Annotated in this window: 18 protein-coding genes; 8 read left to right on the top strand and 10 right to left on the bottom strand. The window is 43.6% G+C overall.

Features of this window, described 5'->3' with window-relative positions; translation table 11 throughout:
- Positions 1–113 precede the first annotated feature (113 nt).
- From EKG39_RS11865 to EKG39_RS11875, 3 genes are all read left to right on the top strand, one after another.
- Entirely contained in the window at positions 114–275 is a 162-nt protein-coding gene (locus EKG39_RS11865) for a YnbE family lipoprotein (protein WP_398355961.1), read from the top strand.
- Between the two features lie 27 nt (positions 276–302).
- The gene (locus EKG39_RS11870) at positions 303–623 is read left to right on the top strand and encodes a YdbL family probable chaperone protein (protein ID WP_012143038.1); all 321 of its coding nucleotides are present in this window, start codon (positions 303–305) and stop codon (positions 621–623) included.
- Positions 624–938: 315 nt separating this feature from the next.
- Positions 939–2,240 (top strand): anaerobic C4-dicarboxylate transporter, encoded by a 1,302-nt coding sequence (locus EKG39_RS11875; RefSeq protein WP_126505963.1) that lies wholly within the window; start codon positions 939–941, stop codon positions 2,238–2,240.
- A 147-nt stretch (positions 2,241–2,387) separates the two neighbouring features.
- Here the strand turns inward: EKG39_RS11875 and EKG39_RS11880 are convergent, their stop codons facing one another.
- The gene (locus tag EKG39_RS11880; protein ID WP_126505964.1) at positions 2,388–2,810 is read right to left on the bottom strand and encodes a GNAT family N-acetyltransferase; all 423 of its coding nucleotides are present in this window, start codon (positions 2,808–2,810) and stop codon (positions 2,388–2,390) included.
- Positions 2,811–2,911: 101 nt separating this feature from the next.
- Positions 2,912–3,427: a DUF2087 domain-containing protein gene (locus EKG39_RS11885; protein WP_126505965.1), complete on the bottom strand. Its 516-nt coding sequence runs from the start codon at positions 3,425–3,427 to the stop codon at positions 2,912–2,914.
- Between the two features lie 497 nt (positions 3,428–3,924).
- Between EKG39_RS11885 and EKG39_RS11890 the strand changes: the two genes are divergently transcribed.
- Entirely contained in the window at positions 3,925–4,851 is a 927-nt protein-coding gene (locus EKG39_RS11890) for an eIF2B alpha/beta/delta subunit family protein (protein WP_126505966.1), read from the top strand.
- Positions 4,852–4,932: 81 nt separating this feature from the next.
- Here the strand turns inward: EKG39_RS11890 and EKG39_RS11895 are convergent, their stop codons facing one another.
- The 4 genes from EKG39_RS11895 to EKG39_RS11910 form a co-directional block, all read right to left on the bottom strand.
- Positions 4,933–5,835, bottom strand: coding sequence for a LysR family transcriptional regulator (locus tag EKG39_RS11895; RefSeq protein ID WP_126505967.1), 903 nt, complete (start codon positions 5,833–5,835; stop codon positions 4,933–4,935).
- A 92-nt stretch (positions 5,836–5,927) separates the two neighbouring features.
- Positions 5,928–7,040: a hypothetical protein gene (locus tag EKG39_RS11900; RefSeq protein ID WP_246028483.1), complete on the bottom strand. Its 1,113-nt coding sequence runs from the start codon at positions 7,038–7,040 to the stop codon at positions 5,928–5,930.
- Positions 7,041–7,118: 78 nt separating this feature from the next.
- Positions 7,119–8,348: an NADH:flavin oxidoreductase gene (locus EKG39_RS11905; RefSeq protein WP_126505968.1), complete on the bottom strand. Its 1,230-nt coding sequence runs from the start codon at positions 8,346–8,348 to the stop codon at positions 7,119–7,121.
- Positions 8,349–8,368: 20 nt separating this feature from the next.
- Entirely contained in the window at positions 8,369–8,779 is a 411-nt protein-coding gene (locus EKG39_RS11910; protein WP_012143046.1) for a cytochrome c3 family protein, read from the bottom strand.
- Positions 8,780–9,438: 659 nt separating this feature from the next.
- Here EKG39_RS11910 and gloA point away from each other — a divergent pair.
- The 3 genes from gloA to EKG39_RS11925 all read left to right on the top strand — a co-directional run bounded on the left by gloA (position 9,439) and on the right by EKG39_RS11925 (position 12,055).
- Positions 9,439–9,822 (top strand): lactoylglutathione lyase, encoded by a 384-nt coding sequence (gene gloA, locus EKG39_RS11915; protein WP_126505969.1) that lies wholly within the window; start codon positions 9,439–9,441, stop codon positions 9,820–9,822.
- A gap of 17 nt (positions 9,823–9,839) precedes the next feature.
- Positions 9,840–10,940, top strand: coding sequence for an alkene reductase (locus tag EKG39_RS11920; protein ID WP_126505970.1), 1,101 nt, complete (start codon positions 9,840–9,842; stop codon positions 10,938–10,940).
- Positions 10,941–11,152: 212 nt separating this feature from the next.
- Entirely contained in the window at positions 11,153–12,055 is a 903-nt protein-coding gene (locus EKG39_RS11925; protein ID WP_126505971.1) for a DMT family transporter, read from the top strand.
- A 111-nt stretch (positions 12,056–12,166) separates the two neighbouring features.
- Here the strand turns inward: EKG39_RS11925 and EKG39_RS11930 are convergent, their stop codons facing one another.
- Positions 12,167–12,358, bottom strand: a complete 192-nt coding sequence (locus EKG39_RS11930; protein ID WP_126505972.1) for a nucleotidyl cyclase domain-containing protein — start codon at positions 12,356–12,358, stop codon at positions 12,167–12,169.
- Between the two features lie 310 nt (positions 12,359–12,668).
- On the opposite strand from EKG39_RS11930, the gene EKG39_RS11935 reads away from it, so the two are divergent.
- Positions 12,669–13,409, top strand: a complete 741-nt coding sequence (locus EKG39_RS11935; protein WP_126505973.1) for a hypothetical protein — start codon at positions 12,669–12,671, stop codon at positions 13,407–13,409.
- Positions 13,410–13,413: 4 nt separating this feature from the next.
- Here the strand turns inward: EKG39_RS11935 and EKG39_RS11940 are convergent, their stop codons facing one another.
- From EKG39_RS11940 to EKG39_RS11950, 3 genes are all read right to left on the bottom strand, one after another.
- The gene (locus EKG39_RS11940; protein WP_126505974.1) at positions 13,414–14,685 is read right to left on the bottom strand and encodes a sensor histidine kinase; all 1,272 of its coding nucleotides are present in this window, start codon (positions 14,683–14,685) and stop codon (positions 13,414–13,416) included.
- A complete protein-coding gene (locus EKG39_RS11945) occupies positions 14,675–15,376 on the bottom strand; it encodes a response regulator transcription factor (RefSeq protein WP_126505975.1) in 702 nt (233 codons plus the stop codon). Before EKG39_RS11945 ends, EKG39_RS11940 begins: the two co-directional genes overlap by 11 nt.
- Before the next feature lie 119 nt (positions 15,377–15,495).
- Positions 15,496–16,632: a type 1 glutamine amidotransferase domain-containing protein gene (locus tag EKG39_RS11950; RefSeq protein ID WP_126505976.1), complete on the bottom strand. Its 1,137-nt coding sequence runs from the start codon at positions 16,630–16,632 to the stop codon at positions 15,496–15,498.
- Positions 16,633–16,652: the final 20 nt, after the last annotated feature.

Below are 16,652 nucleotides of genomic sequence, written 5' to 3' on the forward strand. Positions count from 1 at the left end.
CGAGCAATATAATAGACTTATATGAAACGTCGGCTGTCATCTGTCTGAGCCGATTAAGATAAAAGGAACTCCCAGTGAAAAGATTGCCTGTTTTACGAACGTCCGTAAGCGCAATGATTGCACTCCTGGCTCTGACCGGCTGTACCCCCACGGTCAAAATTGAGCCACCAGATAAACCCATAGTGATTAACCTCAACGTCAAGATTGAACATGAGATTAAGATAAAGGTTGATAAAGACCTGGACGAATTACTCACCAACGACGAGTTATTCTAATCGGTTCGGTTAATTAAGGAGTACAGAATGAAAACTAAATTACTGGTGCTCGCCGCAGGTCTGCTGCTGAGCCTTAATGCGTTTGCTATCTCCCTTCAAGACGCAAAGTCTCAGGGGCTCGTTGGCGAACAGCCTAATGGTTACCTGGGCGTAGTAAAGAGTAACCCGGAATCTAATTCCGTCGCTAAGCAGGTCAACGCTAAGCGCAAAACCCACTATCAGAAGATCGCCCGAAAAAATGGTATCTCAGTGGATGATGTAGCCAAACTTGCCGCCGAAAAAGCGATGAAAGCGACCAAGAAAGGTCAGTACATCAAAAATTCGAGTGGTAAATGGGTAAAAAAGTAACGCCGATCATCTTCATAATGAACGAGTGATAATCCCGATTTATATAAGAGCCCGCACTGCGGGCTTTTTTATTGCGTCAATGCCACAAACAGCCCATAACTGCGCACCTTCCCCTACCGCAGACATTTATCACGTGAGCAAACTCACAGCTTTAACAAATAGTGAATTAACCATCCCTACATAAGTAACAAGGATAGTAAAATCCGATGTCCCAGGGAAAAGCGCTACCAAATCTCCTAATAAGCTTCACCTGAACATTCATTGCGTCCTGCCCGGCAGGCATGTATCTCCCCTTTGATTCAGATTAGGTTCTTTATGGTTTTTGTTGAATTATTCGTTGTCCTCGCGTTTATCTATCTTGGAGCCAGAATTGGCGGAATAGGTATTGGTCTGGCTGGCGGCGCCGGCGTGCTGGTTCTGTCACTATTTCTCGGCGTCGATACCGGCCACATTCCGGTCGATGTGATTCTTATCATCATGTCGGTGATTGCAGCCATTGCTGCAATGCAGGTAGCTGGAGGCCTGGAATGGCTGGTCGATCTATCAGAGACCTTCCTGCGCAAGAACCCTAAACATATCAACTTCTATGCCCCTGTCGTGACCTACTTTATGACGCTGCTGGCGGGTACCGGCCATACGGCATTTTCAACACTGCCGGTCATCGCCGAAGTGGCAAAAGAACAAGGCATCAGGCCATCGAGACCCCTTGGGATCTCAGTCGTAGCCTCGCAAATCGCCATTACCGCCTCCCCGATATCGGCTGCAGTGGTATTCTTTTCCGGGATTTTAGAACCCATCGGTGTGAGTTACCTGACGCTGCTGGCTGTCTGCATCCCCACCACCTTCATCGCCTGTATGGTCGGGGCTTTCGTCTCTAATTTCTTAGGCTGTGAATTGAAAGATGACCCGGTATATCAGGCGCGCCTGGAGAAGGGATTAATTAAACTGCAGGGCAAAACTCAAAGGGATATTCTCCCCACGGCCAAACCCGCAACCTATATATTTATCACGGCCATTATCGGTGTCATTGTTTACGCCACCTTAATCTCAGACACGGTAAACCTTATTCCAAACCCATCTCTGGGCCGCAATGAAGCCATCATGGTATTTATGCTTTCGGCTGCTACTGCGATTGTGGCATTCACCAAAATTGATGCCTCAGAGATTGCCAATGCCGCTACCTTCAAGTCCGGTATGAGTGCCTGCATCTGTGTGTTAGGTGTCGCCTGGCTGGGAGACACCTTCGTGTCCAGCCACATTAACGATATTAAAGCACTCTCTGCAGATGTGCTTAATCAGTACCCCTGGATGCTGGCGGTGACCCTGTTTTTTGCATCTATGCTGCTCTACTCCCAAGGCGCGACCACTACTGCATTGATGCCGGCAGCCTTAGCCATTGGCGTCGCCCCCATCACCGCTATCGCCTCATTTGCCGCCGTAAGCGCCCTATTTGTATTGCCAACTTACCCGACACTGTTAGCCGCAGTGCAGATGGATGATACCGGCTCGACACGCATCGGAAATATGGTATTTAACCATCCATTCCTGATCCCAGGACTCGTCACTATATCGACCTCAGTGGCATTAGGGTTTGCGTTTGGCGGGATGATGCTTTAATCAGAGAGTTACACTAAAGCTAAAGTCATTCTTGAATATAAATGAGCTTAGCAATCTGCCCCTGTCTGCCAAGCGACAGGGGCCTTGTCCCATTACTTATATTTCAATAACTATTGTTTCACTGATTATTTATGTTTCGCTAAATACTTATGTTTCACCATAGGTTTTCATCAGAAAGTAGCGCGCAGGGCTTCCCGGGAACTCAGGTACTGAGCCGATAATCTCAAACCCAAGTTTTTGATAAAACACCGGTGCCTGGATTGACAAGGTATCCACCTGGGAAACTAAGCAGCCTCGCCCTATTGCCTCGTCTTCGGCTAACTCCATCAGCTGCCGCCCAAGTCCTGTGCCTCTGTATTTTTTATCGACCCAAACCACTCCAATTAAGAAGTTTCTGTAAATGGTCCGCCCGGAAACTCCTCCGATTAATTCTCCATTATCATCCCGACTTATGACCGATAGCGGGAGCGTTGATTCATCCCCCAACTGTTCATGGACATGCGCCCGCACACCGTCAACCAGTTCATTCACCAGTACGGGATCTTCTTCATTGATCACTTGAAACTTCACTTAACGCTCCTCGGTTATCACGCTGAAATTGGCCAGGCCAATTGCACTTAGCCCAATGGTACTTAACACTCAGCACTTGGACTTATTTAGGCCAAAAAGACTTAGCTAGACCAAAAATCGGCCAGAGACTCAAAACCTTCGGGAGGCGTTGCCGATGCACGCCAATAAGTGCGGCCATCATCGGTGCGTTTAAGCAGTTTATGGTTGCAAAGCTCACGGCGGATCAAAGCAAAATCCTCAAAGTCGAGGAAGTTCTTTAAGGTGTCATTCACTTGCCGTTCGCTGTAGCTTTGTTGGTACTGAAACCGACACCAGAAAAACCACAAACTTTGTTGCTGGATAGCATACTTCGAAGGCCAGGTATGCATGATGTAGTCCGCACTCATAAAGGGCATCAGCCGTTTAGGAATAGGAACGGATAGACTGGATTGAGAAGACCGTTGTTCAACATGCTGCTGGCGCAATTGCTGGAAGTTTTGTAAACCCGTCGCCTTGGCCAGGATATTTAGCATCTCTACATGGCTGGGAAACGACTCATGTTGTTGCAACTGTTTACGTAACGATTTAGCCAACGAAGAGATATCGTCGCAGCTAAAAGGGGTCAGATTTTTTGACATAGGATTTACCCGTTTTCTGGGTGCCTAATAATCGAATGCAGCAGCATTCAAGGGTCAGTGATCGCCATTCCAAACAAGGCACACAAATCTTCAGGTAGCCTGAAATCTTAAATTGATATCTTTAATTAGATACCCTTAGTGCTATCAGCAGGTTTAGCGCTGCGCTCAATAAAAAGTGCAGTGGCGATGCCTGGGTGAACTGCCGACCCGGAGATTATCTTAACGGGGTTAAGATAAATTGCAACACTCAAGGTTAGGCACTTGTCCGATAACAATTTCCAATTATCTTTCGGGGTTGGGCTAATCGGGCGGGTTTGGTACTTAGTTTATTCGCTGGGAACCATAGCGTCATCGGTGTGTATTGTTTGCAGTAAACAACCACACTTCACAAAGTGATTCTAAAACCCAGATGCTGAAACAATGCTCCTGAAACTCAGCTCTTGAAACCCTGGTCCTGAAACAATGATGAAGTGGGCAGTATCAACTAATATTGATTTATGGAGAACAATCAATTCAAGCAGGCATGCCTGGAAAAAATCATTGCGGACCACCAAAGTGGCTCTGCTAAAATTGCCTTCGTGGCGCTTCAGGCCCTTGCAGACTATAGTCAGCGCAGTGTGGTGACAGAGCCGGCGACCTATCTGAAAGACTTGAACTCCTTTGCCCTTGAGCTGCAACAAACACGTCCCAGCATGGCTATGCTGACCAATATCATCGATGCCTGGCGACAGGAAGTAAATAAGAATGAGAATAAAAACCCGCAATCAAATCTAATGACCTTAAAGCAAGTCGCACTGGGTAAAGCAAACGATTTAATGATGCAATCCAGCCAAGCCAATGATCGCATTGTTCAACATGTTTGCGAGCTGATTGCGGACAAGAGTGTCGTTCTCACTCATAGTATCAGCTCTACGATTATCAACTGCTTTACTAAGCTGGCAACGAAGAATATAAGCGCGATTATCACTGAATCCAGACCGGGTAATGAAGGCCTACTAGTCGCCAAAATGCTATCGAAATCAGGCATAGAAACGCAATACATCACTGACGCACAATTGGGCTTATTCATGCCAAAAGCAGATGTTGTTCTACTGGGTGCCGATTCAATTTTGGCTGACGGTTCAGTCGTTAATAAAGCGGGAACTTATCTTACCGCCCTGGCGGCCCATGATGTCGGCATCCCGTTTTATATCTGTGCAGAAAACTTTAAACAAAGCAGGAAAAGCAGCGAAACCATTCATTTGGAAGAGATGGATACCGCCGAAATAAACTTACCTGTTCTGCCCCATATCGTACCGAGAAATATCTATTTTGATGTCACCCCGGCCAGACTGATCAGCGGATGGATAAATGAACATGGTGTACAAACGCTTACGATTTTGCAGATAGGGTTAACAAAACCTACGACCGATAAAGATTATTAAAGAGAGCAACTTGACGAAAAAACAAACAGAAATTAGTACCAAAACTACCCCATAACCCTAAGAATTCTTAAAGAGATAAAGCTATAAAAATATAGGTAACTCATCTTTTAAAAATTCTATAAATGTCGATACTTTGACTGAAGGACTGGTTCCGCGATAGCACACAGCACTGATATCTCGTTTATCATGTACAGTTTGCTCCTTCAATACCTCGATCAATTTTCCATTATTCCGGTCTGATTTGGTCATAAAGTCAGAGACGCAGGCAATGCCGGCACCAGAAAGAGTCAACTTCCTCAATACTTCACCGCTGGACGCTACAACTCGAGGGCAAATTTTTAACTTTTTTCCTTTACCATCTTCAATGGGCCATGTATTTAATATGGATGGGCCTTCAAGACCTAGCAAGATATGATTTTTAAGATCTTCAATTGAACTTGGGAAGCCATACCTACGCAGGTACTCAGAGCTGGCTAATAAGCGCCGTTTACTTGAGCCAATATGAGTAACGTGGTAACTCGATTCAGTTATGGGAGCGACTCGTAGCGCGATATCAGCTTTGCTTTCAATAATATCGATTATCTCTTCACTGTTTTGCAATTCAATGTTCACGTCTGGATAAAGTTCTAAATACTTCTTTATAATCGGGCAAACCAGATGAACTAAGACTGGAGAAGCACCATTAACTCGCAAGGTACCAGATGGCGTTGAGTCGTTAGTTCTGAATTCATGTTCAATATTGTTAACTGATGTAGTTATCTCTTTGGCATGGGCAAGTAATTTTAGTCCGTCATTAGTAAATTCTATCTTTCTCGTGTTACGCATGATTAACGATGTGTCTAACTTCAGCTCAAGTCTGGATAAGCTGCGACTGATGGTTGAAGGCATTACCCCCAAATCAGCTGATGCAGAGGTTATTGAGCCAGACTCATACACTGCCATTAAGATTCTAAGTTCATCTAATGTAACGTTTTCATTTATCATGTGATGCCTTTGCAGTGTACTTTATCTATCAAATAATTAATTAGGCCAATCGAGTTGATTGGCCCATTTTTTGAGAAAGTAACCCAGTTTATTTAGAAGTAGTAACCCAGGTTAATGTTTATTTTCTTGTCCCAATCTCCGAATTCATCTTGTAAGCCTACATGGTTGCTACGTGAAGACCAAAGCATGTTCTTGCCCACAATAAAATCGAACCAAGCAAGGAGCGGCCCGTTTGCAACACTCATACCGGTGACGTTTTGGTAGCTATCGTCAAAATCGTCATGCTCTGGCATCAAAACATTAAAGTCATTATAGAACTTAAATGTGCCCCAACTTAGCTCTGCAGTTTTGGATACGTTAGCCGTAATAGAGGAGGCTTCTGAAGCCACCTCATAAGCCGCGCCAACCACACTCAATGCCACAGCGTTTTGTTCTGGAGCTGTATCAAATTCGTATTTTAGGTACTGAGCCTGCACGTTCCAACCATTTAATGTACCATCATAATGGACTGCATATGCATAACGATTGTCGTTATTACCTGTAGCATTGTCATACATTTGGCCATACTCAACTGATGCTCCAATAGTAGATTTAATACCAAAGGTATCGACAAAGAATGATTGGCGAAGGTTAATCTGATTGGATTCCTCTGCCGTATATTCGGTGCCATTGACAGTACCTGTATAGAGATCCGCTGCGAATCGATTGGTCATTGATGCAGAGTTTTCTGCACCTTTGAAGAAAGCCACATCGGTACGAGAGTTTTCACCATCAAATTGAACAGAAAAACCGGTGTCATAGTCATCCTCAAAGCCGACGTAGTACTGCAAGCTTAGCCAGAAGCTATTAGAGATAAAGCCTATGTTTCCAAACGGTACCTTAGTGACACCAGCTCTTATCATAGTGTCGTCATTGGGAGTATAGTAAGCATACCCATGTTTAATCGCATCAAAATCAGCTCTCAAGCGATATTCCATCGATACACCAAAGTCATCCATTTCGCCGTTAAACGAAAATGCGGCAACCTCAAATTTCATGTCACCGTATTTGTCTTTTGATGCCTCGTCATAATCCACATAGGAATAGTTCACGCGGACCATACCGCCCATATCATAATTACTCTCAGCTATTGCTGGGGTACTTAACATCATTGCACTGCAAATCAGAGCAAATACACTTGTATTGTTCATTTTTATAATTTCCATAAACAGGTCTTAGAAGACCGCACAGGTTATTAGTTTGTGTGCGGTCAATCAGGTGATCTAAATTAATTGGTTAAATAGTTAATGTCCGGCAGGAATATAAGCGCGGGATACGTTTAAAACACACTGAGATTTTTGCGTGCCGTAATTGGCGATACACCAGTTACACGATAAACATCTTGGCTTATGATTTGGATCTTGTTTCCAGTTATTGGCTAGATTTGGCTCTGACAACATGGTCCGGCCGAAGCCAAATGCTTCAACATTTTTAACTTCAGCAAGAATTTCTTCCATTAGTTTTGGCGAACGGTTACCACCAGTCACCATCATTGGAATATCCACATGCTCACTGATATATTTGGCATCATTAGCGAAATAGGATTGATCTTTTTCGTCTTGGATTTCCGGATGGAACTCTCCCATTCCACGTACTTTATTACCGCCACTAATATCTAATGCAGTTATACCGCGCTTAACTAAACCTTTAATGACATAAAGGTTTTCATCTTGGGTGTTACCACCAGCTTGGCTACCTAAGTAGTCTCGTCCATGTACTTTTGCAATGATTGGGTAATCAGGACCGACAGCTCCACGTACGGCCTCTAAAATTTCAAACGCAAAGCGGGCACGATTTTCTATTGGGCCGCCATATTCGTCAGTACGGTCATTGTAATAAGGGAATAAGAATTGACTCACCAGATAGTTGTGGGCGAAGTGCAACTCAATGGCATCGAATCCTGCTTTCTTAGCTCTGATGGCTGCATCGATAAATGCCTGAAGCGAATATTCTATGTCTTGCTTGGTCATGACTTTGTTTGGCACAGTGCCATAGATTGGATGAGGTACTTTCGATGCACCGTATACATCGCGGTGATCGATTCGATAATCACTCTGCGGACCAACCATAGCCAACTGAACTGCGATTTTTGAGCCGTGTTCGTGGGCATTTTCAACAACTTTTTTGTACAGTTCTATCTGAGAGTCGTCGTATAACCCTGTTCCGGCTTGACCATACTGATCTTCTTTTAAGATATAAGTCAGACCAGTGATAATAAGACCGACTCCACCTTCTGCCAGCTCGCGATGAACCCGCATTAAATCTTCAGTGGGATCACCATCAACCGTGGCGCGATATTGTGATGTTGCTGAACGGATGAGTCTGTTCTTCAGGGTTAAGGTGCCCAGTTTTGTCTCTTCAAAGAGCTTGCGCTTCGATGAATCGGCGTTACTGTTGGCGAATGATACTCCGACAGGAGCGCCTGCAACGGCCATTCCCATAAACTTGATTAACGTACGGCGGTCAATACTCATAATTACCTCAATTCTAATTACTATTTATGGCAGCTGGAATTAGTGCATCCAGTTAAGCTTGGCTTGTCTTTACTTCGGGTCTTTTGTTCATTCACGTGGCAAGAAAGGCAACGAGTACCAAGATCACCCGGCAGAGCTTTACGACCATGAATGGCTTTGAAGTAAGAGCTATCAATAGACTTGTCTTTCTTCGCGGTAGAGTGACAGCTTGCACACTTGTACGAGGTGAAGCTCATTCCGCGTTCTTCATTTTTATGATGGCATTGAGTACATTCCACTTGCGTGTGACGTAAGTGATCAAACTCAACAGGCTTGGATGTTTCGTGCATAGGTAGAACAGCTTGTGGCACTTCTTGCTTAAATGTATCCGACCAGGCTGGCATAGAGATGGCTGCAATAATTACAGACGCAATGGCTAATTTGGCTTTCATAAGGCTTCCCAATATTTGATTTTCACAAGTGCTGCCAAATTGTTATGGGCAGCACCTGATTGTCACAAATATTTCACCACGGCTCTGTTTTTGGCTCAAGGCAAGTGGCGCAAAGCACTTTTGCAGCAATTAAGTTGAGGCTTTTTTTCTATTTTTATTTATATAAACTGCATAATGACCATATGAATAATCTAATTAAAGATTGGCTAAACATGCACTTTTGTTCGCAAAATTTTAGTGCGATTCAACACAATGTATACCTTCAAATTGAGGTGTATCACAATTGTTGATTTTTTTGCGTTTTAACTAGGCATGACTGCTTATTGAAGACTGGGAAAACAAATTATTTTTGTAATTTTTTAAACTGTAGTAAATGAAAAACCCAACATAGACACTTTTATCCCTCTCCAGTAACGAAATATACTTATTGACTGAAATGTCGGTTTAAGGTCTAACCGCATTTTTAGCCTATCTTCACTTAGAAGCCTTTATATTACGCCCTAGGTAATAACAAAATATTATTACATTGATAACCATTGATAATTTAACGTTCTTGTTAGTTCACTGTACATTCTCTACATCGAAAATAACTCATCATCAAAACGGACGACTCATACTGTTTACTTCCAGATTTGGTAATACGTTTCAAAGGGCGATATATGAAATTTTTACACACCATGTTAAGAGTTACCGACCTAGGTAGATCAATCGAATTTTATACTCATGTATTGGGTATGAAAGTACTTGAAAGAACTGAGAACAATGATTACCGCTATACCTTAGTATTTGTTGGTTATGAGGAGCAAGCCGGTGGCACCACAATTGAGCTGACCTACAACTGGGATACCAATCAGTATGATCATGGTAATGCTTTTGGCCACCTAGCATTGGGTGTAGAAAATATATATACCGCTTGTGACAACATCAGAGCCCTAGGTGGTAACGTGACTCGTGAGCCGGGACCGGTAAAAGGTGGCGAAACACATATTGCCTTTATTACCGACCCGGATGGTTACCAAATTGAACTGATCCAAGTTCGCTAATTCAGAGGAATGACAAGATGGAAAATGCACTATTTCAACCGATTCAACTTGGTAACCTCTCGCTAAAAAATCGCATCGTCATGCCTCCAATGACTCGCTCTCGCGCCGGACAACCGGGTAATGATGCCAATCAGATGATGGCAGTTTATTATGCTCAAAGGGCATCAGCAGGCCTGATTGTAGCCGAAGGCACGCAAATTTCAGCAATGGGTCAGGGTTATGCGTGGACTCCTGGTATCTATACGCCAGAACAGATAGCCGGATGGAAGCAGGTAACCGATGCGGTTCACGCCAAAGAGGGAGTTATCTTTGCCCAACTTTGGCATGTAGGCCGCGTAACTCACCCTGATAATATTGGTGGTGAGCAGCCTATCTCCTCTTCTGCGCTAAAGGCAGATGGGGTAAAGGTGTTTATCGACAACGGCACCGAAGAACCCGGTTTTGTCGATGTGGTTGAGCCACGAGAGATGACCAAGACAGACATTAAGCAGGTGATTGGTGAGTATCGCCAAGCTGCACTAAATGCAATTGAAGCCGGTTTTGATGGTATTGAATTGCACGCGGCTAATGGCTACTTGATTAATCAATTTATCGATTCAAAAGCAAACATGCGTACCGATGAATATGGCGGTTCTATCGAAAACAGGCTTCGCTTTCTAGGTGAAGTGGTTGAAGCAATGACAGATGCCATTGGCGCCGATCGTGTGGGCGTTCGTCTTGCACCATTCACATCACTCAACGGTACAGTGGATGCCACACCGGTAGAAACCTATATTGCCGCGACAGCGCTGCTTAATACTCTCAATGTCGTTTACATTCATATTGCTGAAGTTGATTGGGATGATGCGCCAGAAACACCGAAGGTATTTAAAACTTCGGTTCGTGAAGCGTACCAAGGTGTGCTTATTTATGCGGGTCGTTACAACGAAGAGAAAGGTGTTAAGGCAATCGAAGATGGCGTAGCGGATATGATTGGCTTTGGCCGCCCATTTATCGCCAATCCTGATCTGCCAAACCGAATCAAGAACGGCTACCCATTAGCTTTGCACACCCCAGAAACCCTGTTTGGTGGTGCAGAGCAAGGACTGACCGACTACCCGAAATACAATCCTGACTAAAGAGCTTATAAGTATTTCCTGGTAACTAGATTACTCAACAATATTACTCGGCTATAACACTGAAGCCTGCAAGCGAACTCCTACGGTTATACGCTATAGATTATTGCTATAGATAATTGCGATAGCTCATTGCGATAGCTCATTGCGATAGTTAATCACTACCGTAGGGGGGAGTGCGCTTTAGCGTACAATAATCAAGAAGAAAAACCATAATGAAAATACAAACGCTGCGCGGAGAAATCTATCTACTGCTGGCGACCTTGCTCGCTGGCGTTGGCTGGATAGCCTCCAAAGAGATCATATCAGAAGTACCGGGAGAGGTATTTATCACTGCTCGCTTCTTGCTTGCCAGCCTCATTCTACTGCCATTTTGTTATCGGCGTATTCTTGCACTCACTCTCAAGCAAGTTGTTTCTGTTTGCGCCGTCGGCGTAATTTTAGCCGCCTCGGTTCAGGTATGGGTTCATGCGATCTCTATCTCCAGCACCTTGGCTGAAGGGGCTTTTATCATGAGTTTGGCGATGATTATTGCGCCATTGGTTTCATGGCTACTATTTCAAATCCCCCCAAATCGTGCCTTCTGGATTTCACTCCCGATTGCCATTACCGGAATGACACTATTAACCTTGACTAATGATTGGCATGTAGAGCCAAACCAATGGTACTTCCTGTTAGCGTCGGCGCTGCTGTCACTGCATTTTGTGTTTAATAAAAAAGTGGTATCCACCATTACCCCCTTAGCATCGATCTGTTTGCAACTGTTTATGGTTGGCATTGGCGGCGCGGTTTCGCTCACCTCAATGTCACCAGAAGCGTTTGAACTCAATCGTCATATTTTGTTTTGGTTTGCAATATCAACTGTTGTCGCAACTGCGCTGCGTTACCTAATGCAAACCGTTGGGCAGTTTTCAGTAAAAATAGAAACTGCATCTTTGATTATGATCTTAGAACCCATCTGGACACTGGTATTAAGTATCAGCCTGCTTGGAGAGGTGGTAGTGGTGCAAAAAATGATGGGGGGCGTGATTATTTTTTTATCCTTATTTGTCTATATCAAGTTATCAAAATCATTAACGAACCCTCAGGCTGGTAAAGCACAAATAAATACATCATAAACGGTGCGGGCAGTAAATAGACTAAGGGCGTAAAACGAACTAACATAAGTGGCCTGTCACTATTGATGCTTGATGCCAGTAACTGGTATCCCAATAAGAAACAATTATTACCTACCACTCAGAGATAATGAAACCGTTACGCCCCTGATCCTTAGCCTCAAACAGTGCATTGTCAGCCTTAGCAACAAACTCATCAACTAGCTTAATTAAATCTTCAGGCCTTTTATTACCGATGCGAAAATGACACGCACCTATGGATACCGTGATAGGGTCTGGGGTTATGGATACAGTTGAAATGGCCATCTCACCTTGCTACTCACACAATGTAAAAGGACGTATCTTCGAAACCTGCTTGTAAATAAAGAGTGTATTGAACCTAGTCCAAGACAAATTACATTCAAGTAAAAAGGTCGATTCGGATTCTGTTACCAATAGCCAGGACACCTAAATGTCTTGAATGCAAAAGCCTGCCAGCTAACATGGGGGCCTAATAGTTGCTCTAATCTTGTGCCAAATGATCTATCCCACGACACAGATTACAATTTCATATTTCACATCGGTTTCACACTGCAGCTAATACGCTCATTTTCTCTATATTGAAAAAGGGAATACTATGCGTTATCGATATTGGCTTACTTTAACCCTACCACTGTTTATCACCACTGCATACTCAGCAGAAACAACCTCTTCTGAACAAAAATTTGAGCAAAAAATAGAACAGGCCATTGCTGAGTTTGAACAAACGCCGAGAGAATATTGGTCTTATCAAGTATCACGTTATGAAAATGAAGAAGGTGATATTACCCAGAGTATTGAGCGCTATACGCCAGCTGCGGACATAGATAATCCTTGGGTATTAGTCAGTGCTAATGGCAAGGTACCTACAGCGAAACAGCAACAAAAATTCGTGAAGAAAAAACGCAAACAGGCTGAGAGTAAAGGAAGTGGCGGCAATTTTTCGCTAAAACTACGAGAGCTAATCAACCTGGATGAACTTCAGCTGGTTACCGATGAAGAAAATCTTATTATGAGCTTTCCCGTGCAGCTAGCCAGGTTGGGCGATGATGCCGTAGGCAAGCTGCAAGGGAGATTAACTTACAATCAGCAAGAGCAGTTCATAGAGGAGATAATGATCGTCAATAGTGCTGAGTTTTCACCTATGTTTAGTGCATCTATTTCTGAGCTAACGCTGACCTTTAGTTTTATTAAGATTGATAGCGCCGTTTTACCTTATCAGCATAAGATGGACATGAAAGGACGCTTTGCTTTATTTTCCGAAATAGATGAAACCTCCACCGATACCTATTCAGATTATCAATATGCCGGCAAGCCAGATAAGAGTTTAAGCAAGTAAGCAGCTAAACAAATGCGATTGATATTTTTGTGCCCTGGTGACTCGATACGTTTAGTTGCCAGCCTTGGTGTTCACACAAGCGTTTGACAATAGATAGACCAAAACCATAGCCAGTGCTTTGACTCCCTTTAACAGCGGGCTCCGTGATGTGTGAAGTGATTGATTTTTCAATTCCTGGGCCCGTGTCTTCAATGACCAATTTATTATCAACAAAGCGAATATTAACTTCACCTAAGTCTGTATATTGAAAGGCATTACTCAGTAAATTATCCAGCAATACTTTTAGCATTCCTTGTTGAGCAAATACGCTCGCATCACAATTATCATCCACTCTTACTGCAACAGATTTTTGTGCCAGTAAATAGTGGTGATCCAGTATCGCTTGTTCTATCAATGGCAGCAGCTTGACTGAATCTTGAACTGCATTGGTGTGCTCTTCTCTTGCAAGCACGAGTAAGGTGGTTACCGTCTGTTCCATCTGTATCGTGGCGTCAGCGATGCGATCGATGAGACGGTGGGATTCATCAGTAATAGGGTTTTTCTCTTTATAAAGCTCAACTGCATTTTTAACGATGGCCACCGGCGTTCTTAATTCATGGCTGACATCGCGAGTGAAGCACTTTTCTCGTTCTAACGCCTGACTTATTTGGCGCATCGATTGCTCAAGGGTACGTGCCAAAATGCCAATCTCATTATTCGGGTAATTGTGAGCGAAACTGTCAGGAATATTTTCGGGGGCAACGCCATCAACCAGTTCAGCAAGATCCCGCAGTGGTTTTGCCGTTTTTCGGCCAAGCAGCCAAGCTATTAAACATGCAATTAATGTTAACGCTATGCCACTGTATATTAAAAACGTTACCACTTCGCCACGAATAGGACGCACTAATAATTTTTGGCTTACTTCGGCTACCAGATAAGTTCCCGGGTATTGTGGAAACTGATACAAGTGGTAATGGCGCCCTTCTTCACCATAAAATTCAGCCCGATTCGGTTGATGGATAGATTGTTGCTTTAGATCTTGAGGAAAACTGTCTTTTGAGAAATGTAGCGTTAGATAATCGTGTCTGATTATTGGCCACGCCCCGGTTTTTTGGTATTCACTGCTGAGATAACTTGCCTCTTGGGTAACTTCTCGTTCAATAAAAGTGTCTTCGATGCTGTATAAAAGCACAAAACTAAACAAACCATAAATAACTGACATTATTAAGGTGAAGATACAAAACTGGGCGACGATTCGCCTGCTGAGACTATGGAATTTCACCGAGCTATTTTTCATTGTTAATATCCAAAGTAAAGCCAATACCATGTACCGTTTTCAAGATCGGATAATCAAACGGTTTGTCCAATACATTTCGTAACTGATAAATATGAGAGCGCATTGCATCGGACTCGGTAGGTTCGTCGCCCCATATTTTTTGCGATAAAACTGAACGGCTGACCACTTGTGGGTAAGCCTCTGCGAGTTCTGTCAAAATACGAAAGCCCATGGCATGCAAATTAAGCACTTTTCCATCACGGGTGGCCTGTTGTCGCTTTCGATCAACGCTTAAACAACCTAAGGTGAGTATGTCGTTAGTCTGCAATAGGTGACGTCTGGAAAGCGCTAAACAGCGAACTTCAAGTTCTTGTAAGGAAAAAGGTTTTGTTAAGTAATCGTCAGCCCCTGCGGTAAAGCCAGACACCTTATCTTCGATACTATCTCGTGCTGTTAACATTAATATGGGGATATGGCGCGCCGACTTTGCTCGTATTTGCTGGCAGACTTCAAGACCGTCCATCACGGGTAAGTTCAGGTCGAGTATGATCAGGTCATAGTAATTTTCTAAGGCGAGATCGAGCCCATGCTGCCCTTGGCCGGTAAAGTCGAATACATGGCCTTTCTCTTCCATGTACTCTGATATGTTGCGTGCGACACTAAGTTGATCTTCAACGAGTAATATCGAAAGTGAAGCAGGTTTACTTGTCATAGCAATTTCCAAACATGGTTGGTTAAACTCCCGACATTCCAATTCCAGGCTAAAACACAAAAGACAAGTTCCTCAACCTTGGCTGTCGAGGCACCTGTCTCATTGCTATATGTCTATGGTTAGAATGCTGTTTGTAACATGTCTAACGCGGCTTTGAAATCAGGTTTAGTTATTAGTAGTTGATTGAGCGTTGCTTTAGCTTGATCAACCTTGCCCAACTTATGCTGTGTCTTAGCGATTTGCATATCTAACTTCGGGTTATTAATTGTTTTTTGCGCAACTATCATTAACGTTAATGCATGTTCAAATTGCAGATCCGTTTGTGCTGACTTTTGATAATAGAAACCATACATGCCAACGAGTGGTAGTTGATACAGCTCGGGTTTACTCGCCAGTTCATTAATCGCTTCAGCCTCTCCTGACAGAAACTTAGCGATGACCGTCATGGTTTTATCTTCGCTATATTGTTCAGCATCAACCGGGGTTAATCCCAGGCTTGTTACCAAGGCTGTTGCGACACCAACAGTAGATACCGGGTTTTGCCCTGTGATTAGGCGGTCATCAATCGCAACATGGCTTAACATCATATCACTCGACTGAAATTTAGCGCCGCGTTCAACGAGTTTATCTTGCAACATGAATTCGAACTTGCTTAACCATTTTTTGCCAAATAATTGCTCTTCCTGGTTGGTAAAACTATTAACCGCTTTATTGGCAACCAGGTAGCTACCGTCACTTAATTTTACATCAACTAACGCGGCTGGCCCGTGGCACACTGCCGCTACAGTGCCTTTTTGTTGATAGATGTTAGCAATGGCTGTTTTTAATGCTTCATCCTTAGGTAAGTCAAACATGGCGCCTTTACCACCAACAATGAATATAGCATCGTAATTTTGTGCGTTAAGTGCTGTGGTTGCTAATGTGTTGTTCAGCATTGCCATCGCTTCAGCATCCGCTAACACTTTGGCATTATAAGGTTTGCCTGGGTCATATTTGTCGGCAACAACTTTGCCGCCTTGGGGGCTTGCCACATCAACCGCAATGCCATTGTCCCTAAATACCCTATAGGCTTTGGCAAACTCATCAAATTCATAACCCGGTTTTTGTTCACCTTGCTGCTGACCATAGCCACTTATCACCATCACAATTTTCTTAGTCTCGGCGGCAACACCAGGCTGTATGGATATAGCGGTTAATGTGAGAAACATCGCCAGCTTAATTGACAGTTGTTTGGTTCGTTTTAATAGAGCTTTCATCAATATCTCCTCCAATGATT

The organism is Shewanella atlantica, assembly GCF_003966265.1.
Taxonomy (GTDB): Bacteria; Pseudomonadota; Gammaproteobacteria; order Enterobacterales; family Shewanellaceae; genus Shewanella; species Shewanella atlantica.

Bases quoted from the DNA above. Each gene is read 5' to 3' on its own strand.
- EKG39_RS11870 (WP_012143038.1), top strand. From the start codon at position 303: ATGAAAACTAAATTACTGGTGCTCGCCGCAGGTCTGCTGCTGAGCCTT.
- EKG39_RS11920 (WP_126505970.1), top strand. From the start codon at position 9,840: ATGGAAAATGCACTATTTCAACCGATTCAACTTGGTAACCTCTCGCTA.
- EKG39_RS11900 (WP_246028483.1), bottom strand. From the start codon at position 7,040: ATGGAAATTATAAAAATGAACAATACAAGTGTATTTGCTCTGATTTGC.
- EKG39_RS11925 (WP_126505971.1), top strand. From the start codon at position 11,153: ATGAAAATACAAACGCTGCGCGGAGAAATCTATCTACTGCTGGCGACC.
- EKG39_RS11885 (WP_126505965.1), bottom strand. From the start codon at position 3,427: ATGTCAAAAAATCTGACCCCTTTTAGCTGCGACGATATCTCTTCGTTG.
- gloA (WP_126505969.1), top strand. From the start codon at position 9,439: ATGAAATTTTTACACACCATGTTAAGAGTTACCGACCTAGGTAGATCA.
- EKG39_RS11930 (WP_126505972.1), bottom strand. From the start codon at position 12,358: ATGGCCATTTCAACTGTATCCATAACCCCAGACCCTATCACGGTATCC.
- EKG39_RS11910 (WP_012143046.1), bottom strand. From the start codon at position 8,779: ATGAAAGCCAAATTAGCCATTGCGTCTGTAATTATTGCAGCCATCTCT.
- EKG39_RS11865 (WP_398355961.1), top strand. From the start codon at position 114: ATGATTGCACTCCTGGCTCTGACCGGCTGTACCCCCACGGTCAAAATT.
- EKG39_RS11875 (WP_126505963.1), top strand. From the start codon at position 939: ATGGTTTTTGTTGAATTATTCGTTGTCCTCGCGTTTATCTATCTTGGA.
- EKG39_RS11905 (WP_126505968.1), bottom strand. From the start codon at position 8,348: ATGAGTATTGACCGCCGTACGTTAATCAAGTTTATGGGAATGGCCGTT.
- EKG39_RS11895 (WP_126505967.1), bottom strand. From the start codon at position 5,835: ATGATAAATGAAAACGTTACATTAGATGAACTTAGAATCTTAATGGCA.
- EKG39_RS11940 (WP_126505974.1), bottom strand. From the start codon at position 14,685: ATGAAAAATAGCTCGGTGAAATTCCATAGTCTCAGCAGGCGAATCGTC.
- EKG39_RS11935 (WP_126505973.1), top strand. From the start codon at position 12,669: ATGCGTTATCGATATTGGCTTACTTTAACCCTACCACTGTTTATCACC.
- EKG39_RS11950 (WP_126505976.1), bottom strand. From the start codon at position 16,632: ATGAAAGCTCTATTAAAACGAACCAAACAACTGTCAATTAAGCTGGCG.
- EKG39_RS11890 (WP_126505966.1), top strand. From the start codon at position 3,925: ATGGAGAACAATCAATTCAAGCAGGCATGCCTGGAAAAAATCATTGCG.
- EKG39_RS11945 (WP_126505975.1), bottom strand. From the start codon at position 15,376: ATGACAAGTAAACCTGCTTCACTTTCGATATTACTCGTTGAAGATCAA.